15 protein-coding genes are annotated in these 22,505 nt (G+C 71.6%); all 15 read left to right on the top strand.

What is annotated here, in order from left to right; all coding sequences use genetic code 11:
• The first annotated feature begins 26 nt into the window (after window positions 1-26).
• The 15 genes from ndk (at window position 27) to ACF1A1_RS33125 (ending at window position 22,501) form a co-directional block, all read left to right on the top strand.
• The gene (gene ndk / locus ACF1A1_RS33195; RefSeq protein WP_392004879.1) at window positions 27-440 is read left to right on the top strand and encodes a nucleoside-diphosphate kinase; all 414 of its coding nucleotides are present in this window, start codon (window positions 27-29) and stop codon (window positions 438-440) included.
• Between the two features lie 322 nt (window positions 441-762).
• A complete protein-coding gene (locus ACF1A1_RS33190; protein ID WP_030779466.1) occupies window positions 763-1,782 on the top strand; it encodes a rod shape-determining protein in 1,020 nt (339 codons plus the stop codon).
• Window positions 1,783-1,951: 169 nt separating this feature from the next.
• Window positions 1,952-2,896, top strand: a complete 945-nt coding sequence (gene mreC, locus ACF1A1_RS33185; RefSeq protein ID WP_392004877.1) for a rod shape-determining protein MreC — start codon at window positions 1,952-1,954, stop codon at window positions 2,894-2,896.
• Window positions 2,897-2,909: 13 nt separating this feature from the next.
• Entirely contained in the window at window positions 2,910-3,578 is a 669-nt protein-coding gene (gene mreD / locus ACF1A1_RS33180; protein ID WP_392004875.1) for a rod shape-determining protein MreD, read from the top strand.
• 130 nt (window positions 3,579-3,708) lie between these two features.
• Window positions 3,709-5,970, top strand: a complete 2,262-nt coding sequence (gene mrdA, locus ACF1A1_RS33175) for a penicillin-binding protein 2 (protein WP_392004873.1) — start codon at window positions 3,709-3,711, stop codon at window positions 5,968-5,970.
• Entirely contained in the window at window positions 5,967-7,166 is a 1,200-nt protein-coding gene (gene rodA / locus ACF1A1_RS33170) for a rod shape-determining protein RodA (RefSeq protein ID WP_392004871.1), read from the top strand. The genes mrdA and rodA overlap by 4 nt, the downstream gene beginning before the upstream one ends.
• A gap of 102 nt (window positions 7,167-7,268) precedes the next feature.
• Window positions 7,269-8,855 (top strand): CHAD domain-containing protein, encoded by a 1,587-nt coding sequence (locus tag ACF1A1_RS33165; protein ID WP_392004869.1) that lies wholly within the window; start codon window positions 7,269-7,271, stop codon window positions 8,853-8,855.
• A gap of 60 nt (window positions 8,856-8,915) precedes the next feature.
• On the top strand, window positions 8,916-10,877 hold the full coding sequence (locus ACF1A1_RS33160) for a TIGR03960 family B12-binding radical SAM protein (protein ID WP_392004867.1): 1,962 nt from the start codon (window positions 8,916-8,918) through the stop codon (window positions 10,875-10,877).
• A gap of 354 nt (window positions 10,878-11,231) precedes the next feature.
• Complete coding sequence (locus tag ACF1A1_RS33155; RefSeq protein ID WP_392004866.1) at window positions 11,232-11,576, top strand: hypothetical protein; 345 nt, start codon at window positions 11,232-11,234, stop codon at window positions 11,574-11,576.
• Window positions 11,577-11,733: 157 nt separating this feature from the next.
• Complete coding sequence (locus ACF1A1_RS33150; protein ID WP_392004865.1) at window positions 11,734-12,801, top strand: hypothetical protein; 1,068 nt, start codon at window positions 11,734-11,736, stop codon at window positions 12,799-12,801.
• A gap of 48 nt (window positions 12,802-12,849) precedes the next feature.
• Window positions 12,850-13,614 carry a TIGR03936 family radical SAM-associated protein gene (locus ACF1A1_RS33145; RefSeq protein WP_392004863.1) on the top strand — a complete coding sequence of 255 codons (765 nt, stop codon included), beginning with the start codon at window positions 12,850-12,852 and terminating at the stop codon, window positions 13,612-13,614.
• 272 nt (window positions 13,615-13,886) lie between these two features.
• On the top strand, window positions 13,887-18,095 hold the full coding sequence (locus tag ACF1A1_RS33140) for an Rne/Rng family ribonuclease (protein WP_392004862.1): 4,209 nt from the start codon (window positions 13,887-13,889) through the stop codon (window positions 18,093-18,095).
• 451 nt (window positions 18,096-18,546) lie between these two features.
• A complete protein-coding gene (locus tag ACF1A1_RS33135; protein ID WP_392004860.1) occupies window positions 18,547-19,662 on the top strand; it encodes a DegT/DnrJ/EryC1/StrS family aminotransferase in 1,116 nt (371 codons plus the stop codon).
• Entirely contained in the window at window positions 19,659-20,678 is a 1,020-nt protein-coding gene (locus tag ACF1A1_RS33130; protein ID WP_392004858.1) for a Gfo/Idh/MocA family protein, read from the top strand. Before ACF1A1_RS33135 ends, ACF1A1_RS33130 begins: the two co-directional genes overlap by 4 nt.
• Window positions 20,679-20,788: 110 nt before the next feature.
• Window positions 20,789-22,501 carry a glycosyltransferase family 2 protein gene (locus ACF1A1_RS33125; RefSeq protein WP_392004856.1) on the top strand — a complete coding sequence of 571 codons (1,713 nt, stop codon included), beginning with the start codon at window positions 20,789-20,791 and terminating at the stop codon, window positions 22,499-22,501.
• Window positions 22,502-22,505: the final 4 nt, after the last annotated feature.

The following is a 22,505-nucleotide window of genomic DNA, read 5'->3' as shown; positions in this document are numbered from 1 at the left end:
CACACCGGCAGTAGAAGGAGCCCCCCGTGAGCCAGCGCACCCTCGTCCTCCTCAAGCCCGACGCCGTCCGTCGTGGCCTGACCGGCGAGATCATCAGCCGCATCGAGCGCAAGGCCGGCTGGCGGATCACGGCGCTGGAGCTGCGCACGCTCGACCAGGACACGCTGGAGCAGCACTACGGCGAGCACAAGGGCAAGCCCTTCTACGAGCCGCTGGTGGAGTTCATGTCCTCCGGCCCGGTCGTGGCCCTGATCGTCGAGGGCGACCGCGTCATCGAGGGCGTACGCCAGCTGGCCGGCCCCACCGACCCGATCGCCGCCGCCCCCGGCTCCATCCGCGGCGACTACGGCGTCATCGTCCGCGAGAACCTGATCCACGCCTCCGACTCCGAGGAGTCCGCGGAGCGCGAGGTGAAGATCTTCTTCCCCGGGCGTTCCTGAACGACGGCACGGCGTCGGTCGCGGATGTTTCGCGGTTTTTTCTGAGGGAGCGTCACCTCACCTCTCCGTCTGACCAGGGACGGCCGTACCTTTTCGGTCGTCCCTTGGCATATGCGTGCCGATCGGGGGAACGCATGCCCCCGATGGACCGTCTCCACGAGCGAGGCGCCGCGGCATCTGCTGACAATGGCGAAGACCCTCGCGCAGTGTTCGTGCAGGCGCGTTTACGATGGAAGCCTTCACGTCACAGCACCCACCTCGCCGACCTGAAAAGCCCTCAAAAGCTCATGGGAAGGCCAGTCGAATCCTGATGGGGAACTCAATGTCGTTCATCGGCCGTGACATGGCTGTCGACCTCGGGACCGCCAACACGCTGGTGTACGTCAGGGGTCGTGGGATCGTACTCAACGAGCCGTCCGTCGTCGCGATCAACACCAACACCGGCGGCATCCTCGCGGTCGGCGCCGAAGCCAAGAAGATGATCGGGCGCACCCCTGGCAACATCGTCGCCGTGCGGCCGCTGAAGGACGGCGTCATCGCCGACTTCGAGATCACCGAGCGGATGCTCCGCTACTTCATCCTGAAGATCCACAAGCGGCGGTATCTCGCCAGGCCGCGCGTCGTCGTCTGCGTGCCCTCCGGCATCACCGGCGTCGAGCGCCGCGCCGTCATCGAGGCGTCGACCCAGGCCGGCGCGCGGCAGGTGCACATCATCGAGGAGCCCATGGCGGCGGCCATCGGCTCCGGCCTGCCGGTCCACGAGGCCACGGGCAACATGGTGGTGGACATCGGCGGCGGCACCACGGAGGTCGCGGTCATCTCGCTCGGGGGCATCGTCACCGCCCAGTCCATCCGCGTCGCGGGCGACGAACTGGACAACGCGATCATCCAGCACATCAAGAAGGAGTACTCCCTCCTCCTGGGTGAGCGGACGGCCGAGCAGATCAAGATCACCATCGGCTCGGCGTACGACCTCGACTCCGACGAGCACACCGAGATCCGTGGCCGGGACCTGGTCTCCGGGCTGCCCAAGACGGTCGTCATCTCCGCCGCGGAAGTGCGGAAGGCGATCGAGGAGCCCGTCAACGCCATCGTCGACGCCGTGAAGACCACCCTCGACAAGTGCCCGCCGGAGCTGTCCGGCGACATCATGGACCGCGGAATCGTTCTGACCGGCGGCGGAGCCCTGCTGCGCGGTCTGGACGAGCGGCTGCGGCGTGAGACCGGCATGCCCATCCACATCGCCGAGGACCCGCTGGACAGCGTCGCGCTCGGATCCGGCAAGTGCGTCGAGGAGTTCGAGGCGCTCCAGCAGGTCCTGGACGCCGCGCCCCGCAGATGACGTAACGCTTCGATTCCGCCGTACGAGATGATCTCCTCTCGTGCGGCGGATCGTTGATATAGAGGCATAAGATCCATAAGAGTCTCGAAGCACCTCATACCGCGCCCCTCGGGTTTCCAGGGGCAATCCGAATTCCGCATTCCAATGAGGAAGGACACGGCCGCCGCACGTGAGGGACACACGAGAGAGCCGGCTGCTCCTGGTGCTGCTGATCGCCGTCGCGTTCGCGCTGATCACGGTGGACATCCGCGGCGGAGAGGACTCCCCGGTCGACGGTGCCCGGCAGGCCGCGGCCGCGGTCTTCGGTCCGATCGAGGACGGGGTGTCCTCGGCGGTCGATCCGGTCGGCAACGCCGTCTCCGCGGTCCGCGACTCCGGTGAGCGCCACGACCGGCTCGCGGAGCTGGAGAAGGAGAACGCGGCCCTCAAGGCGAAGCTCGGCAGCGACGACCGCAACCGCAGCCGCCTGGCGCAGCTCGACAAGATGCTGCAGACCGCCGGCGCCGGCCAGTACGGCATCAAGGGCGCCGAGGTCATCGCCATCGGAGCGGCCCAGGGCTTCTCCTGGACCGTCACCATCGACATCGGCGCCAAGGACGGCATCAGGCGCGACATGACCGTCCTGAACGGGGACGGCCTCGTCGGGCGGGTGACGACCGTCGGCCCGGACACGGCGACCGTGCTGCTCGCCAGCGACCCGGACTTCACCGTCGGCACCCGCATGGAGGCCGGCGACGAGCTCGGCTTCGCCTCCGGGCAGGGCGACCGCCCGCTGCGCGTCGAACTCCTCAACGGCAAGGCGGAGGTGAAGAAGGGCGACCGGCTCGTCACCTTCGGCTCGCAGGCCGACAAGCCCTTCGTGCCCGGTGTGCCGGTCGGCGTGGTCTCCCGCGTCGACCCCTCCGGCGGCGACCTGACCCGCACCCTCTACGTCACGCCGTACGTCAGCTTCACCAAGCTCGACATCGTCGGTGTCGTCGTCGAGGCCCCGAAGAAGGACCCGCGCGACACCGTGCTCCCCGCGAAGCCCAAGCCGGTCCCCACGCCGACGGTGACCGTCACGGTCACCCCGAACGCGAACGAACCCGTCGACGGCCAGCAGCAAGAGCAGTAGGAGCTGACTACCCATGCGCGTCAACCGGATCCTGCTCTCCGTCCCCCTGGTCGTCGTCGCCCTGGTGATCCAGGTGAGCGTCCTCGCCCGCCTCCATCTCCCGGGCGCCGTGCCCGACCTGCTCCTGCTCACCGTCCTGGGCCTCGCGATGGTCTACGGCCATGTCGGCGGCGCCCTCATCGGCTTCGGCGCCGGCCTGCTCGCCGACCTCGCCCCGCCCGCCGACCACGCCGCCGGCCGCTACGCGCTCGTGCTGTGCGTGATCGGCTACCTCGCCGGGCTCGTCAAGCCGGAGACCGGCCAGATCAAGTCGGCCACCGGCCCGATGGTCGTGGTCGTCGCCGCCGCGATCGGCTCCACCCTGCTGTACGCGGGCGTCGGCGCCCTCGTCGGCGACACCGCCGCCCGCCATGTGGGCCTCACCGGCCTGCTGTTCTCCGCGGCCCTGTACGACCTGCTGCTCGCCCCCTTCGTCGTCCCCGCCGTGATGTTCCTGGCCCGGCGCTCGGAGAACGACCCGCTCGCCGAGACCACCTCCGCCAAGGCGGCCGACATCTCCTCCGGCTGGCTCGCCTCCGGCACCGGCCTCAGGATCGGAGGCCAGCGCGGCGGCCTGAAGCTGAGGGCGGCCCGCTCGCGGGTCGCCCGGGCCGGCCGTATCAAGGGGGTCAAGCGGCTGTGACCGCGGGCGAGTTCACCCGAACGGGGAAGTTCCGGCGGAACGAGGCCTCACAGGCCGGTCGTTCATCATTCGTCCGCGCACACACGTCCGCGCACACACGTTCGCGCACGGGGAGGGGGAGGCAGCCGCAGTGACCAACATTCCCGAGACCGGGCGGACCCCACGGGTCCAGATCCGGCTGGTCGTCATCCAGATCCTCGTCCTCTCCCTCCTCGGCACCCTCGGCGGCCGGCTGTGGTACCTCCAGATCCGGGAGGGCGACCAGTACGCCGAGGAGGCCTCCGGCAACCACGTCCAGCAGGTCGTCGAGCCCGCCGTCCGCGGCTCGATCCTGGACGCGCGCGGGGTGCCGATCGCCGACAACGAGACCCGGCTGGTCGTCTCCGCCTCCCGCACCGACCTGCTGAAGCAGAAGGACGACGGCAAGGCCGTCCTGACCAAGCTCGCGGGCGTCCTCGGCATGACCCCCGAGGAGGTCATGCAGAAGGTCCGGCTGTGCGACGCCGAAACCCCCCAGCCCTGCTGGAACGGCTCGCCCTACCAGCCCATCCCCATCACCGACGAGGCCACGCCCAAGCAGGCCCTGCAGATCCGTGAGCGCGCCGAGGACTTCCCCGGCATCACCGCCGAGCCGGAGGCGGTACGCCGCTACCCGAGCCCCGGCCGGGCCAACACCGCCCAGGTCCTCGGCTACCTCTCCCCGGTCACCGACGAGGAGATCACCAAGGCCCAGGACACCGACTCGCCCTTCCTCCGCTCCGACCAGGTCGGCCGCAGCGGCCTGGAGCGCCAGTACGACAAGGAACTGCGCGGCAAGGCCGGCGTCACCCGCTACGAGGTCGACAACCTCGGCCGGGTCATCGGCCAGGCGGAGGCCACCCCGGCCGAGCCCGGCTCCAACCTCGTCACCAGCATCGACGCCCGCGTACAGCGCGTCGCCGAGTACGAGCTGAACGAGGCGATGAAGGAGGCCCGCAGGCAGTTCGACCGCAACACCGGGGAGAACTACAAGGCCGACGCCGGCGCGGTCGTGGTGATGGAGGCCAAGACCGGCCGCATCGTCGCCATGGCGTCCAACCCGACGTACGACCCGAACGCGTGGGTCGGCGGCATCTCCGCCAAGGACTACACCAAGATGACCGGGAAGTCCTCCAACTACCCGCTGCTCAACAGGGCCATACAGGGTCAGGCGGCGCCCGGCTCGATCTTCAAGGTGGTCTCCACGGCAGCCGCCGTCCAGGCCGGCTACGACTTCGACGGCCGCTACGAGTGCTCCAGCTCGTACTCGGTCGGCGGCCAGGTCTTCAAGAACTTCGAGTCGCAGAACCACGGCGCGATCGGCCTGGGCCGCGCCCTGGAGGTCTCCTGCGACACCGTCTACTACCGCCTGGCGCACGCCCAGTGGCAGAAGGACGGCGGCATCGACCCGAAGAAGAAGCCCAACGACTACTTCTTCAAGGCCGCCCACCAGTTCGGCCTGGGCAAGGAGACCGGCATCGACCTGCCCAACGAGGTCTCCGGCCGCGTCCCCGACCGCGAGTGGAAGCAGGCGTACTGGAAGGCCAACAAGGACGCCTGGTGCAAGACGGGGAAGAAGGACGGCAGTTACGTCGAGAAGATCGCGTACGAGAACTGCCTCGAGGGCAACAAGATGCGCGCCGGTGACGAGATCAACTACTCCATCGGCCAGGGCGACACCCTGGTGACGCCCATCCAGATGGCCACCATCTACGCGGCCATCTCCAACGGCGGCACGCTGTACGACCCGACGGTCGGCAAGGCCATCGTCAGCCCCGACGGCAAGCAGGTCACGGAGATCAAGCCCCAGTCGCACGGCAAGCTGCCGGTCAGCAAGCAGACGCTGGCCCAGATGGACGACGCCCTCGAGGGCGTGGCCACCCGCGGTACCGCCGCCTGGCGCTTCGGCGGCTGGCCGCAGGACGAGATCCCGATGCACGCCAAGACCGGTACCGCGGAGGTCTACGGCAAGCAGACGACGTCCTGGTTCGCCACGTACACCAAGGACTACGCGATCGTCATGACGATCTCCCAGGGTGGTACGGGTTCCGGCGCCTCGGGTCCGGCCGTGCGCAACATCTACGACGCGCTGTACGGCGTCTCCGACGACGGCACGATCAACAAGAAGAACGCGCTGCTGCCCACCCCGCAGAAGAGCCTGCCGAAGGTCAAGGCGGACGGCACCATCGCGTCCCCGAAGATCTCCAAGGACCCGGCCAAGGAGCAGCAGGCCGGCCAGAAGGCCACCGAGGAGGGTGCGCCCGCGGCCGACGGCACGCAGCCCGCGGCGACCGTGGCCTCGCCCGAGGCGGAGAACCGTGACACCCGGCGCCGGGGACGGCGCGGGCGAGGAAGCCGGAGGAAGCGCACATGACCGGCGTGAACAGCTTCTCCGTCTCCGGGTACGGACCCGAACGGGCCGGCTGGACGCGGCTCTTCGCCCGCGACTCGATGGCCCGGCGCCTGGACTGGCCGATACTGCTGTCGGCCACGGCCCTGTCGCTGATCGGCTCGCTGCTGGTGTACTCGGCGACCCGCAACCGCACCGAGATCAACCAGGGCGACCCGTACTTCTTCCTGGTCCGGCACCTCATGAACACCGGCATCGGGCTCGCCCTGATGATCGGCACGGTCTGGCTCGGCCACCGCACCCTGCGCAACGCGGTGCCGTTCCTCTACGGGTTGTCGCTCCTGCTGATCCTGCTGGTGCTCACGCCGCTCGGCTCCACCGTGAACGGCGCGCACTCCTGGATCGTGCTCGGTGGCGGCTTCTCGCTCCAGCCGTCGGAGTTCGTGAAGGTCACGATCATCCTGGGCATGGCGATGCTGCTGGCGGCCCGGGTCGACGCGGGAGACAAGCTCTACCCCGACCACCGCACGGTGGTGCAGGCGCTGGGCCTCGCCACGGTGCCGATGCTGATCGTGATGCTCATGCCCGACCTCGGGTCGGTCATGGTCATGGTGATCATCGTGCTGGGTGTGCTGTTGGCCTCCGGCGCCTCCAACCGCTGGATCTTCGGCCTGCTCGGCGCGGGCGCGGCCGGCGCGATCGCCGTCTGGCAGCTGCACATCCTGGACGACTACCAGATCGCCCGCTTCGCGGCCTTCGCCAACCCCAGCCTCGACCCGGCGGGCGTCGGCTACAACACCAACCAGGCCCGTATCGCGATCGGTTCGGGCGGACTGACCGGCGCCGGACTGTTCCAGGGCTCGCAGACCACCGGCCAGTTCGTCCCCGAACAGCAGACGGACTTCGTCTTCACGGTGGCCGGCGAGGAACTCGGCTTCGTCGGCGGCGGCCTGATCATCGTCCTGCTGGGCGTCGTCCTGTGGCGCGCCTGCCGGATCGCCCGCGAGACGACCGAGCTGTACGGCACGATCGTCGCCGCGGGGATCGTCGCCTGGTTCGCCTTCCAGTCCTTCGAGAACATCGGCATGACCCTGGGCATCATGCCGGTCACCGGCCTGCCCCTGCCGTTCGTGTCCTACGGCGGTTCGTCGATGTTCGCGGTGTGGGTGGCGGTGGGGCTGTTGCAGTCGATCCGGGTGCAGCGGCCGATGTCGGCATAGGGCGCGTGGACCTCGCGTGACGTGCTGCCGGCCCTGTGCGCGGCGGCGATCCGAGCCCGGTCGGCCCTGCCGCCCGGGCTCGGCTGCCACTAGATTCGGTCCATGGCGGAGACGAAACGCGAGATCGAGCGCAAGTACGAATCCGACGACAGTGGGCTGCCCGACCTGACCGGCGTCGCCGGGGTCGCGGCCGTCCTCGACAAGGGCGTCGCCGAACTGGACGCCACCTACTACGACACCGCCGACGAACGGCTCGCCGCCGCCTCCCTCACCCTGCGCCGCCGCACCGGCGGTTCCGACGCGGGCTGGCACCTGAAGTTCCCCGTCGCCCCCGGCGTCCGGGACGAGATCAGAGCCCCGCTGTCCGACACCGTCCCCCACGTCCTCGCCGGGCTGGTCCGCTCCCGGGTGCGGGACGCCGAGCTGGTACCGGTGGTCCGGCTGCGCTCCGCCCGTGATGTCCGTGACCTCGTCGACGCGGAGGGCCGGCTGCTCGCCGAGGTCAGCGTGGACGCCGTCCGGGCGGACCGGCTGGCCGGGCGGGGCGGTTCCGCCCAGTGGACCGAGATCGAGGTCGAGCTCGCCGACGGCGGCGACCCGGCCTTCCTCGACCAGGTGGAGAAACGGCTCCGCAAGGCGGGCGTACGGCCGTCCGGATCCGCGTCGAAGCTGGCGCGGGCACTGGCGGAGACGGAGCCGAAGCGGAAGAAGGGGAGAGCGCGGAGGGAGGAGAACGGCAAAGGGAACGGGAAGAGGAGCGGGAAGCGGAACGGCAGGCGGGCGAAGACGGCCGGCGAGGGGAGAGCTTCCGGCGGGCCGGTGACCGCCGGGGACCACGTCCTCGCCTACCTGCGGGCCCAGCGCGACGCCCTCGTCGAGCTCGACCCGGCCGTCCGCCGGGACCTCCCCGACTCCGTGCACCGCATGCGCGTGGCCACCCGCCGCACGCGCGGCGCCTTCCGCTCGTACGCCAAGGTCCTCGACCGCGCCGTCACCGACCCGATCGGCGAGGAACTGAAGTGGCTCGCCGGGGAGCTGGGCGTGGACCGGGACCAGGAGGTGCTCACCGAACGGCTGACGGCCGCCCTCGACGCGCTCCCGCGCCCGCTGGTCACCGGCCCGGTCCGCAACCGGCTGCGCACCTGGTCACGGGCGCGCGGCAGCGGCTCACGCCGGCGCCTGACCGCCGTACTGGACGGCGGGCGGTACCTGGCGCTGCTCGACGCGCTGGACCGGCTGGTCGACGACCCGCCCCTGCTCCCGGCCGCCGCGGGTGAGCCGTCGAAGGTGATCGCCAAGGCCGTGCGCAAGGACTTCGGGCAGGTGGCCGCGCTGGTCGAGGAGGCGCTCGGGCAGCAGCCCGGGCCCGAGCGGGACCTGGCGCTGCACGAGGCCCGCAAGAAGGCCAAACGGACCCGGTACTCGGCGGAGGCGGCCGCGCCGGCGCTCGGCGAACCGGCCGTCGACCTGGTCCGGCTGATGAAGTCCCTCCAGGGCCTGCTCGGTGACCACCAGGACAGCGTGATGACCCGCGAGGCCCTGCGCGACCTCGCCGCCCAGGCACACGCGGCGGGGGAGAGCGCGTTCACCTACGGGCTGCTGTACGGCCACGAGGAACGGCGCGCGGAGCTGGCGGAGGCGGCGCTGCCGGAGGCGTGGGCGACGATCGGCGCGGCGATGGCGGTCTGAGAGCTCTTCCGACCGGGTTACGCTAGATGGTCACCCTGTCAGCTCACGAAAGTTCCCCCGATGTCTGTCGAGTCGGTGTTCCCGCAGCTCGAAGCCCTGCTCCCGCATGTGCAGAAGCCGATCCAGTACGTGGGCGGCGAGCTGAACTCCACCGTCAAGCCCTGGGACGACTGTGACGTCCGCTGGGCTCTGATGTACCCGGACGCGTACGAGGTCGGGCTGCCCAACCAGGGCGTCATGATCCTCTACGAGGTCCTCAACGAGCAGAAGGGCGTCCTCGCCGAGCGCACGTACAGCGTGTGGCCGGACCTGGAGGCCCTGATGCGGGAGCACGGTGTCCCGCAGTTCACGGTGGACAGCCACCGTCCGGTGAAGGCGTTCGACGTGTTCGGCCTGTCCTTCTCCACGGAGCTGGGCTACACGAACATGCTCACCGCCCTGGACCTCGCCGGCATCCCCCTGGAGTCCCAGGACCGGACCATCGACGACCCGATCGTGCTGGCCGGCGGCCACGCGGCCTTCAACCCGGAGCCGATCGCCGACTTCATCGACGCGGCGGTCATCGGCGACGGCGAGCAGGCCGTGCTCGACATGACGAGGATCATCCGCGAGTGGAAGGCGGAGGGCCGCCCCGGTGGCCGGGAGGAGGTCCTCTTCCGCCTCGCGAAGACGGGCGGGGTGTACATCCCGCGCTTCTACGACGTCGAGTACCTGCCGGACGGCCGGATCGCCCGCGTGGTCCCCAACAAGTCGGGCGTGCCGTGGCGGGTGTCGAAGCACACCGTCATGGACCTCGACGAGTGGCCCTACCCGAAGCAGCCCCTCGTTCCGCTGGCCGAGACGGTCCACGAGCGCATGTCGGTGGAGATCTTCCGCGGCTGCACCCGCGGCTGCCGCTTCTGCCAGGCGGGCATGATCACCCGCCCGGTGCGCGAGCGCTCCATCACGGGCATCGGCGACATGGTCGAGAAGGGCCTGAAGGCGACCGGCTTCGAGGAGGTCGGCCTGCTGTCGCTGTCCAGCGCCGACCACAGCGAGATCGGCGAGGTCGCCAAGGGTCTGGCGGACCGCTACGAGGACGACAAGATCGGCCTCTCGCTGCCCTCCACCCGCGTGGACGCCTTCAACGTCGACCTCGCCAACGAACTGACGCGCAACGGCCGGCGGTCCGGCCTCACCTTCGCCCCCGAGGGCGGCTCCGAGCGCATGCGCAAGGTCATCAACAAGATGGTCTCGGAGGAGGACCTGATCCGCACGGTCGCCACCGCCTACGGCAACGGCTGGCGCCAGGTGAAGCTGTACTTCATGTGCGGTCTGCCGACGGAGACGGACGAGGACGTCCTCCAGATCGCCGACATGGCGACGCGCGTCATCCAGAAGGGCCGCGAGGTCTCCGGCTCCAACGACATCCGGTGCACGGTCTCGATCGGCGGCTTCGTCCCGAAGCCCCACACCCCGTTCCAGTGGGCGCCGCAGCTGAGCGCCGAGGAGACGGACGCCCGCCTGGAGAAGCTCCGGGACAAGATCCGCGGCGACAAGAAGTACGGCCGCTCGATCGGCTTCCGCTACCACGACGGCAAGCCCGGCATCGTCGAGGGCCTGCTCTCCCGCGGCGACCGCCGTATCGGCGCGGTCATCCGTGCCGTCTACGAGGACGGCGGCCGCTTCGACGGCTGGCGCGAGCACTTCTCGTACGACCGCTGGATGAGCTGTGCCGACAAGGCGCTGGCCGCGTTCGGCGTGGACGTCGACTGGTACACCACCCGTGAGCGCACCTACGAGGAGGTCCTGCCCTGGGACCACCTCGACTCCGGCCTGGACAAGGACTGGCTCTGGGAGGACTGGCAGGACGCCCTCGACGAGACGGAGGTCGAGGACTGCCGCTGGACGCCGTGCTTCGACTGCGGTGTCTGCCCCGCGATGGACACGCAGATCCAGATCGGCCCGACGGGCAAGAAGCTGCTGCCGCTGTCGGTCAAGAACGCCGCACCGGCGCCCGCTTCGAGCGGTCACACGCACTGAGGCGAGTGAGGCACTCGTGCCGGTGATCGAGGCGCCGGCCGGGTTGAGCGAGCGAACGGATCATGTGAGGCCCGTCCCAGGCTCATGCGCGACCGCGTGACGAGCTGAGCCCCCTTCCACGTGGGGAGGGGGCTCGTTCGTGTCCCGTGGAGTGAGTCCTGAGCCGGACGCCGTGGAGCTCCGCCCCGCAGCCGGGCCACCACTTGATCAAGCGCCGGATACGGGCATCCGCCCCCGCTGAGGGTGATGTTGCCTTTCGCGCGCGGTGCGACCAGCCTTGTCCGCCGGGGTGTTTGGGTATCGAGCATCGGACAGGCGAGGTGCGTCCTGGGTGGGCCCGTCACGGGAGGCGGAATGGGCGAGGTCGACGCGCTGATCATCACGGCGCTGAAGGAGGAGTACGACGCGGCCCGCGCCGCCGGCTCGGCCGGGTATGCGGGACACCCCGGTGTCGGGGCGTGGGAGGAACGTGAGCCGGAGCCCCTGACCCCCTATCTCGTCGGCAGGTACGCCCTGGCCGACGGCTCGAGCATGACCGTGGCTCTGGCACGGCCCACCAGGATGGGGGCCACCGCGACCGCGCCGGTGGTGGCGACGCTCGTGGAACGCCTGGGGCCGCGGTGCCTCGCCATGTGCGGAGTGTGCGCCGGCTTTGGGCCGACGGGGGATCCGCGGAGAAGCCGCCGCCGCTGCCGGTGAAGCAGCCGGCCGGGGAGTGCGCACGGCCACCCCCGAGCCGACCGCTGCGCCCCCTATCCCTTCCCGACCGGAACCGGCAGCGGAGCCGGGCGGCAACTGACCGAACACGACCCGCGCGGGCGGGATCCGGGCAGGCGGCTGTGGCGTCTACGTGGACATGGACCTCGACAAGCCGCCCGCCCGACAGCCCGCACAGCAGCCCCCGGAGGGCTGTCTCGTCGTCGCGGTCCGGCTGCCCGTGCGGATCGTCGTGCTCGTGCTGGTCGTGCCGGTGCGGATGGCCTGGGACGCGCTCGTCGTCGCCGGCCGCTTCCTGAAGGACACGGTGCTGCGGCCCTTCGGGCGGGCCCTGCTGTGGCTGGGCGCGGTCCTCGTCGTCCGGCCGCTCGTCGGCCTGTGGCGGTACGTCGTCGTCCCCGTCGGCCGGGCGCTCGCCTGGCTCGGCAAGGTGCTGGTCGTCGTCCCGCTGGTGTGGTGCCACCGCCACCTCCTCACCCCGGTCGGCCACGCCCTCCTCTGGCTGGCGCGAGGTACCGGCGCCGTCCTCACCTGGATGTACGCGCACGTGCTGGCCCCCGTCGGGGTCGGCATCGCCACGGCCGCGGCCTGGCTGGCGCGCCACCTCGTCGTCGTACCCGCCCGATGGCTGTACGACTGGATCCTCGCGCCCGTGGGGCGGGCGATCGCCTGGTGCGCGCGAGGGGTGTGGCGGCTCCTCGGACTGCTCGTCGCCGGTGTCGGCCGGGTCCTGTACTGGGTCACCCGGATCCTGCTCGTGCTGCCGGCGGTCGCGCTGTGGCGCTGGGTCCTCGCGCCGGCCGGCCGTGTCCTCGCCGTCGTGGGACGGGAGGTGTGGGACGCCCTCGGGCACGCCTGGCGGATCGCGGGACGCGTCTCGCTCGCCGTCGGCCGGTTCCTGGCGAGCCTCTTCCGGTGGATCTTCGTGGAGCCGGTGCGCTGGGTGTACCGCACCGTGCTGACCCCGGTCGGGCACGTCGTCCGCGACACCGTCCTGCGCCCCGCCGCCGAGGCCGCCCGCGCCGTCGGCCGGGCCACCCGCCAGGCCCTGACCGCCGCCCGGGAGTCCGTACGCCAGGCCCGCGCCGACGTGCGGCGGATGCTCTTCGGGGAACCCCGGAAGCGGGAGGCCGTGGTCCGTGGGGAACCTTCCCGCCGTGGGACACGTACTCTTGGTGGCAGTTCGACCGCTCTCACGAAGGACTGAACGACACTGGGCAAGCGACAGCCCGAAGGCCCGCCGCCCGCACCCGCGGTGCAGCGCATCCGACTGCGCTACACCAAGCGCGGCCGCCTCCGGTTCACCAGCCACCGTGACTTCCAGCGCGCTTTCGAGCGTGCGTTGCGCCGTGCCGAGGTGCCGATGGCGTACTCGGCGGGGTTCACGCCGCACCCGAAGGTGTCGTACGCCAATGCCGCACCCACCGGCACGGGCAGCGAGGCGGAGTACCTGGAGATCGCGCTCACCGAGGCGCGGGACCCGCAGAAGCTGCGTGAGCTCCTCGACGAGTCGCTGCCCGCCGGGCTCGACGTGATCGAGGCGGTCGAGGCCCGTACCCCGGGGCTCGCCGACCGGCTCACGGCCTCCGTGTGGGAGCTGCGCCTGGAGGGCGTGGACCCCGCGGACGCCGACCGCGCGGTGAACGCCTTCAACGCGGCCGACACCGTCGAGGTCCAGCGCCTCACCAAGAACGGCGTCCGCACCTTCGACGCCCGCTCCGCCGTCGTACGGCTGGAAACGCACTTTCCACAGGCTGATAGGCCTATCGACCAGCCCTGTGCGATACTGCGGCTGGTGGTTCGGCACGTGACGCCTGCCGTACGACCCGACGACGTCCTGTCCGGTCTCCGCGCCGTGGCCGACCTGGCGCCGCCGGTCCCCGCAGCGGTGACCAGGCTGGCGCAGGGGCTGTTCGATGAAGAGACCGGCGCGGTGACCGACCCGCTCGCGCCCGACCGCGAGGCAGCCGAGGCCCGCTCAACGGCCGATCCGACTGCCGCCGCGAAGGCGCCGGCGTAAGGAAGGTTCCGCACAGGGACGGACGTCGTAGCGCCGCCCTCGTACTCGGGAGCCACCTGGGTCGGGCAGCGCACCGACCAGAAGACTTTCGCCAGGCCGTACGCAACATGTGTACGGAACCGGCGAGACAGGACACAGAGAGCTCCCGTGCGGCGGCCGCGCCCCGGACGGCGGCACCGCGCACAGCGCGAGCCGCGGACGTCAACGGCGATCGACGAGATCGACGCCGGACCAGGTGCGGCGCCCGGGAGCCTGACGGGAGATACACCCGCATGCTCGAGCCGACCGAAACCACAGAGTCCGTGACGGACTCCGATTCGAACACCCCCAGCGACACCCTGCCGCCGCGTCGCCGGCGCCGTGCCGCTTCCCGCCCCGCCGGCCCGCCGGCCGCCTCCGCCGACACCCCGGCCGAGACCGTCGCGCCGGCCATACCGGCCGCCGCGCCCGCCGCCGATCTGGTGACGGACGACAGCGACGAGGAGAAGACGGACGAGACCGCGGAGGCTGCCGGGACTCCGGCCGCGGCGGTCGACGAGGCCGTCGAGTCCGCCGCCGAACCCGCGTCCGCGCGGCCGCGCCGCCGTGCCACCCGTCGTGCCACCGCGCCCGTCGGGGCTCCCGCGCCCGCCGAGGCAGCCGAGACGGTGGTGCCGGTGACCGCCGCCGAGACGCCGGAGCCGGTCGCCGAGGTCGCGTCCGCCGAGGACATCACCTCCGTCGAGGAGAGCGCGGCCGTCGTCGAGGACGCCGCCCCGCGCCGTAGCCGCCGCCGCGCCACGCGCCGCGTGTCCGCGCCCGCCGCGGCGGGCGACACCGCGGTGGCCGCCGTCGAGACCGCGGAGGAGCCCGTGCAGGAGCCCTCCGTCGAAGAGCCCGTCGCCGAGGCAGCGTCCGCGCGTCCGCGGCGTCGTGCCACCCGCCGGGTCGCCGCGCCCTCCGGTGCGCCCAAGGCCGCCGAGGCGGAGGCGGAGACCGCCGAGGTCGCCGAGGAGCCGGTGACGGTCCAGGCGGAGGCGTCCGCCGAGGCCCCCACCGAGACTCCCGCCGCCGAGGAGGCCGCCCCGCGGCGTACCCGTCGTCGGGCCACGCGCCGTGTGGCCGCGCCCGCCGAACCGGCGGAGGCCGCCGAGGCCCCCGAGGCCGAGGTGCCCGCCGCCGCCGAGGTGAAGGCTCCCGAGGCGCCCGAGGCTGAGGCCGCCAAGGTCTCCGAGCCTGCCCGGGCCCCCGAGGCCGCTGAGGTTCCCGCCGCTCAGGCCGACGAGGACGCCGCTCCCCGTCGTGGGCGGCGGCGCGTCGCCCGCAAGGCCGCGGTCGGTTTCTCCGAGCCCGCGCGGCCGGCCGGTGAGGAGGCCGAGGCGCCGAGGCGTCCGGCGCGCCCCGCCGTCGCCGTGTTCCAGCCGCCCGTGTTCACCGAGCCCAGGTTCCAGACGCCGCAGCGCGCGGCTGCCGAGGCGGCGGCCGTCGGGGCGGAGCCCGTCGAGCCCGAGCCCGTCGAGGCCGTCGAGCCCGTGGAGGAGCTCCCCGAGGAGCAGACCGGGGCGCGGCGCCGCCGTCGGCGCCGTGGTGCCGGCCAGGGCGAGGAGACCGCTGAGGCCGCCGTGCCCGCCGTCGCCGAGGACCAGGCGGAGCCGGAGGAGGCCGACGAGGCCGAGGACGTCGTCGAGGGTGACGACGAGAGCGAGGAGAGCGGTTCGCGGCGCCGTCGCCGCCGGGGTGGCCGTCGTCGCCGTCGCGGTGAGGCCGTCGAGGGCGAGGCCGGGGAGGCCGAGGCCGAGGAACTCGCCGCCGAGCAGGCCGAGCAGGACGCCGAGGACACCGCCGAGCAGGAGGAAGAGGACGCCGAGGAGGGGCACGCCGACGAGACCGGCGGCTCCACCGCCGGCAGCCGTCGCCGCCGTCGCCGTCGCCGCCGTGCCGGGGACGGCGCCGCGGAGGCCGAGCCGGACGAGGGCGACCCGGAGCGCACGGTCGTCAAGGTGCGCGAGCCGCGCAAGGCGAGCGAGCCGTCGGACGAGGTGCAGTCCATCAAGGGCTCGACCCGTCTGGAGGCCAAGAAGCAGCGCCGCCGGGAAGGCCGTGAGCAGGGCCGCCGCCGCGTCCCGATCATCACCGAGGCCGAGTTCCTGGCCCGTCGCGAGGCCGTCGAGCGCGTGATGGTCGTCCGGCAGAACGGCGACCGTACGCAGATCGGCGTCCTGGAGGACGGCGTGCTCGTCGAGCACTACGTCAACAAGGAGCAGTCGACCTCGTACGTCGGCAACGTCTACCTGGGCAAGGTCCAGAACGTGCTGCCGTCGATGGAGGCCGCCTTCATCGACATCGGCAAGGGCCGCAACGCCGTCCTGTACGCCGGCGAGGTCAACTTCGAGGCGCTGGGCATGGCCAACGGGCCGCGCCGCATCGAGTCCGCCCTGAAGTCGGGCCAGTCGGTCCTCGTGCAGGTGACGAAGGACCCGATCGGGCACAAGGGCGCCCGTCTGACCAGCCAGGTCTCCCTCCCCGGCCGCTACCTCGTGTACGTGCCCGAGGGCTCGATGACCGGCATCAGCCGCAAGCTGCCCGACACCGAGCGGTCCCGGCTGAAGACCATCCTCAAGAAGATCGTCCCCGAGGACGCGGGCGTCATCGTGCGCACCGCCGCCGAGGGCGCGAGCGAGGACGAGCTGCGCCGTGACGTCGAGCGGCTCCAGGCGCAGTGGGAGGACATCCAGAAGAAGGCCAAGAGCGGCAACGCCCCGACGCTGCTGTACGGCGAGCCGGACATGACCGTCCGGGTCGTCCGCGACATCTTCAACGAGGACTTCACCAAGGTCGTCGTCAGCGGTGACGACGCCTGGTCGACCATCCACGGGTACGTCTCGCACGTCGCGCCGGACCTGGCCGAGCGGCTGTCCCGGTGGACCTCCGAGGTCGACGTCTTCTCCACGTACCGGATCGACGAGCAGCTCGCCAAGGCGCTGGACCGCAAGGTCTGGCTGCCGAGCGGCGGTTCGCTGGTGATCGACCGGACCGAGGCGATGGTCGTCATCGACGTCAACACCGGCAAGTTCACCGGTCAGGGCGGCAACCTCGAGGAGACGGTCACCAGGAACAACCTGGAGGCGGCCGAGGAGATCGTGCGCCAGCTGCGGCTGCGCGACCTCGGCGGCATCATCGTGATCGACTTCATCGACATGGTGCTGGAGTCCAACCGGGACCTGGTGCTGCGGCGCCTGCTGGAGTGCCTGGGCCGTGACCGTACGAAGCACCAGGTCGCCGAGGTGACCTCGCTGGGGCTCGTGCAGATGACCCGCAAGCGGGTCGGACAGGGCCTGCTGGAGTCGTTCTCCGAGACCTGCGTCCACTGCAACGGCCGCGGTGTCATCGTCCATCTGGACCAGCCGTCCTCCGCCAACGGCGGCAAGCGCAAGAAGCGCGGCCGCGGCGGGGACGGGCAGGCCCACGAGCACGAGGCCGTGGCCGCCGAGACCGCCGAGGCCGTGGTGGCCGTCGCCGCGGAGGCCGAGAGCGAGGCCGAGGTCGCCGCCGAGGCGGCGGCGCCACTCGCGCTGGAGGCCCCCGACTTCGCGCCGGACGAGGAGCTGTACAGCAGCGTCGCCGAGGCGGAGGCCGCGGCCACGCGTGGACGCGGCCGTCGCCGGGCGAGCCGCCGGGCGTCGGCTCCGGCGGGCGCGCCGAGGGGCGGTTCCCGGAAGGCGGTCGCCGACGAGGCGCCCATGGAGGCGCCCACGGCGCAGGACGTCACGGTCGAGGAGGAGGCGGAGCGTCCGGTGCAGCCGGCCGAGGCCGTGGCCGCGCAGGCCGAGCCGGTCGCCGTCGAGGACCCGGTCGTCGAGGCCGCGGCCGCCGAGGCTCCGGTCGTCGAGGAGGCCGCGCCCAAGGGCCGTACCCGTCGTCGGGCCACCCGCAAGGTGTCCGCGCCGGCCGGTTCGCCCGCGGGGGCGGAGGCTGCCGTGGTCACGGTCGCCGAGTCCGCGCCGGCGGAGGTCGCGGCGGAGCGGCCCGCCGAGCCCGAGGGCACGGCCGAGGCGGAGGCCGTCGCCGAACCGGTCGTCGAGAGCGCGGCTCCGGCCCGTCCGCGGCGCCGTGCCGTGCGCAAGGCCACCGCGCCCACCGCGCCCGAGGAGACGGCCGTCGTGGTCGTCCCGTCGGCCGCGGCGGAGGCTGCGGCCGAGCCCGCCGCCGAAGCACCCGCGCAAGCCGCTGCCGAGAACCCGGCGGAGGCTCCGGCCGACGCCGAGGCGGGCGAGGAGCCGGCCGAGGCCGCTCCCGCCAAGAAGGCGGCCGCCCGCAAGACGGCCAAGAAGGCCACGGCGAAGAAGGCCGCCACCACCAAGAAGACGGCGGCCAAGAAGACGGTCGCCAAGAAGACGGCGGCCAAGAAGACGACGGCGAAGAAGGCCGCGAAGACGACGGCGAAGAAGACGGCGGCGGCGCAGCAGAGCGTCCCGTCCGTCTCGGCCACGACGGAGGACTGACCAGTCCCGCACACCGCAGGGCAGGCGTCACATGGGCGGCGCGGGGCACCCGGTTCCGACACCGGGCGACCCGCGCCGCCGCTTGCGGCGCTGCCCCTTACCGGGCGGGTTACCCTGTGTTTCGCTTGTGATCGACCGCACCCGCCGAGGGGGTTTCACTGTGGTAACCCTGGGGAAAATCGCCATCCTCATGCTGGTAACGTGAACTGTGGTCTCGGTGGCCACAGCCATGCGCACCGTGACCGCAGCCGACCTGCACGTCCGGTCCTCCAGCCCGGATACGGCTGTCTTCCCGCAAGGAACCCTCGGGGGCGGGGTCCTGTGTCCAAGCCGTTCGCCCGCCCACCGGCAGCGGTGAACACCCAGGGATGCGGCCGTGCCGGGTTCGACGCGGCCCCTTCCCGATCATGCACGACGCGCCTTCGAGGTCGCCGTAGAGGAGGGGATGTCGATGACCGACGCCCATGAGTTCATACCGGCCGCCAGACCTGTGATCGACGAGGAGGAGATCGAGGCCGCGGTGCGCGTGCTGCGCAGCGGCCGGGTCGTCCAGGGCCCCGAGGTGGCAGCCTTCGAGGAGGAGTTCTCGGAGCTGGTCGACGGGCGGCACTGTGTCGCGGTCAACTCCGGCACCTCCGCGCTGCACCTGGCCCTGATGGCGCTCGGCATCGGCCCGGGCGACGAGGTCATCGTGCCGTCGTTCTCCTTCGCGGCCTCCGCCAACGCGGTGCGGCTGGTCGGCGCCGACGTCGTCTTCGCCGACATCGAGGCAGACACCTTCTGTCTGGACCCGGCGGCGGTCGAGGCGGCCCTCACCGCGCGCACGGCGGCGATCATGCCGGTCCACCTGTACGGCCACCCGGCCGCGATGGACCGGATCATGGCGATCGCCGCTCAGCACGGGCTCGCCGTCGTCGAGGACGCCTGCCAGGCCCACGCGGCCGCGCTGCACGGCACCCCGGTCGGTGCCTTCGGTTCCGCGGGCACGTTCAGCTTCTACCCGACCAAGAACATGCACAGCCTCGAGGGCGGCATGGTCAGCACGGGTGACGCGGAGGTCGCCCGGACCCTGCGCCTGCTGCGCAACCAGGGCATGGAGCAGCGCTACGCCAACGAGATCGTCGGCGCCAACGTGCGGATGACGGACGTCTCCGCCGCGATCGGCCGGGTGCAGCGTGCCAAGCTCACGGGCTGGACCGAGCGGCGCATCGCCAACGCCACGTACCTCACCGAGCACATCACCGCGGCGAACGTCGTCACGCCGAAGGTCGCCGAGGGCGCGCGGCACGTGTACCACCAGTACACCGTGCGCATCCGGGGCGACCGTGACGCCGCCATGGCCCGTCTCACCGAGGCCGGCATCGGCAACGCCGTGTACTACCCGACCCCGATCCACCGTCTGAAGCCGTACTGGGAGCCGGACCAGAAGGCCGGCCGCACCTGGGACCTGCCGGAGACCGAGCGGGCGGCCGCCGAGGTCGTCTCGCTGCCCGTCCACCCGGCCCTGTCCGCGCAGGACCTGGAGCGCATCGTGACCGCTGTGAACGCGCTGGGAGAACAGCTGTGAGCAAGCCGCTGCGGGCCGGACTCATCGGCCTCGGTTCGATGGGGCGTCACCACGCCCGTGTGCTGTCCGGTCTGGACGGCGTCGAACTGGTCGGTGTGGTCGACCCGATGGGCGACAAGTTCGGTGCCGCGCAGGGCGCCCCCATCCTGAACACCGTTCAGGAACTCATCGCCCTCGGGGTCGACTACGCCGTCGTGGCCTGTCCGACCCATCTGCACGAGGAGGTCGGTCTGGCGCTCGCCGAGGCCGGCGTCTGCGCGCTGATCGAGAAGCCGGTCGCCGACACCGTCGACGGCGCCCGCAGGCTCGTCGAGGCGTTCGAGTCGCGCGGTCTGGTGGCCGGCGTCGGCCACATCGAGCGATGCAACCCGGCACTGCGCTCGCTGCGCGCCCGCCTGGAGGCCGGCGAACTGGGCGACGTCTACCAGGTCGTCACCCGCCGCCAGGGCCCGTTCCCGCACCGCATCGCGGACGTCGGCGTGGTCAAGGACCTCGCCACGCACGACATCGACCTCACCGGTTGGGTGACGGGCCGCCAGTACGTGTCCATCGCCGCGCACACCGTCTCCAAGAGCGGCCGTGAGCACGAGGACATGGTCTCCGCGGTCGGCCGCCTGGACGACGGCACCATGGTCAACCACCTGGTCAACTGGCTGAGCCCGCTCAAGGAGCGGTTCACGTCGGTCACCGGTGAGCGCGGCTGCTTCATCGCCGACACCCTCACCGCGGACCTGACGTTCCACTCCAACGCGGCGGTGACCACCGAGTGGGAGGCGCTGCGGGCCTTCCGCGGTGTCTCCGAGGGCGACATGATCCGCTACGCGATCCCGAAGCGCGAGCCGCTCCTGGTCGAGCACGAGCTCTTCCGGGACGCCGTGCTCGGCAAGGCCGCCGACATCTGCACGCTCCGCCAGGGCATGCGGACCGTCGAGGTCGCGGCCGCCGTGCTGCAGTCGGCGACGGACAACCGCAGCGTGTCCCTTCAGCCGGAGGATCTGGCCGTCCATGGCAGCTGAGCGTCACCCATCGGGGGAACGGTGTGTGCTCGGTGGGACTCCTATGTTCTGTGAGACCTTCCCCGCAGGACCCAGCCGGCCGTCGGCTGTCGGAGACCAGGAGCCGGAGAATGAGTGCTGCGCCTGACGTCAGCGTCATCGTTGCCGTCTACAACACGATGCCCTACCTGACGGAGTGCCTGAACTCCCTCCTCGGGCAGAGCATCGGCCGGGACCGGCTGGAGATCGTCGCCGTCGACGACGGCTCCACCGACGACAGCGGCCGCGAACTCGACCGGTTCGCGGCGCTGTACCCGGACACCGTCAAGGTGATCCACCAGCCCAACTCCGGCGGCCCCGCCGCGCCCAGCAACCGGGCGCTGGAGGTGGCCACCGGCCGGTACGTGTACTTCATCGGCTCCGACGACTACCTCGGCGAGGAAGCCCTGGAGCGCATGGTGAAGTGCGCCGACAAGAACGAGTCGGACGTCGTCGTCGGCAAGATGGTCGGCACCAACGGCCGGTACGTCCACCAGGCGCTCTACAAGGAGAACGTCGCGGACGTCAGCCTGTACGACTCCGCGCTGCCGTTCACCCTGGCCAACACCAAGCTCTTCCGGCGTGAGCTGGTCGAGAAGCACAAGCTGCGCTTCCCCGAGCACATGCCCGTGGGCAGCGACCAGCCGTTCACCATCGAGGCGTGCGTGCGCGCCCGGAAGATCTCGGTGGTGGCCGACTACATCTGCTACTTCGCGGTCAAGCGCGGCGACGCGAGCAACATCACCTACCGCGCCGACCACCTGGCGCGGCTGCGGTGCGCGGCGGAGATCATGGACTTCACGGCCGGCCTCATCGAGGCGGGCCCGGAGCGTGACGCCGTGCTGCGCCGGCACTTCACCTGGGAGCTGGCCAAGCTCATCCAGGACGACTTCCCCGGCCTGGACCGCGAACTGCAGCGGCAGATCTGCGCGGGCATCGCGCGCCTCGCCGACACCTACTTCACCGACGGCATCCGCGACGCGATGGACGTCCGGCGCCGGGTGCGGATCGCGCTGGCGCACGCCGGGGCGATCGACGAGCTGTGCGAGGCCATCACCTCCGAGAAGGAGCACGGGGCCCCGCCGTTCGTCGTCGAGGGCGACCGCGCCTACGCCCGCTACCCGGGCTTCCGCGACCCGCGCATCGGCCTGTCCGACCGCACCTACCAGCTGCTCGAGGAGTCGGTCCCCGGCCGGCTCGCCGAGGGCACCGAACTGCTGGCCTCCGCCTGGGAGCAGCAGGACGACCGGCTCACCTACTCGGTGTCCGTGCGGGTGCCGGTCGTCGGTGACGCCGACGCGACCCGGCTCGTGCTGCGGCTCGTCAAGGGCGCCATGCCCAAGTCGGCGGACAAGCCGGGCGGGCGCCGCCTGAAGGTCGGGCACGTCCTGCCGCCGGTCGTCGGCGAGATGCGGGTGGAGCCCGCCCAGGACGGCGCCGCCAGCGTGCTGCACGCCCGTGTGCCGCTGGACCACGACACCGCCAAGCGAGGCGTCCGGGTCTATCTGGACCTCGCCGGCCGGACGTACGAGATCCCCGTGCGCGGCGAGGGGCTGCCCATGCCGCTGGCCCGCCTGTGGGGGCCGGCCGGGGACCCGTACCGGGCGTCGGCCGTGGTGAACGACAAGGGGCGTGTGGTCATCGACACGGCCCAGCTGTACCCCCCGAAGAGGACACTGGTCCGACGGGCGCTCGGGCGCCTGGTCCGCAAGCTGAAGTCCGGTGCCGTCCGCGTGAAGCGGCGCGGTGCCAAGAAGTCCAAGCCGAACGGTGCCAAGAAGCCGACCGGTTCCAAAAGGAAGTAGCGAC

Origin of the sequence: Streptomyces sp. NPDC014995, assembly GCF_043080745.1 — a bacterium.
Classification (GTDB): domain Bacteria; phylum Actinomycetota; class Actinomycetes; order Streptomycetales; family Streptomycetaceae; genus Streptomyces.
Note: the sequence above shows the minus strand (reverse complement) of the source record. Positions and strands in the feature narration are given on the sequence as shown.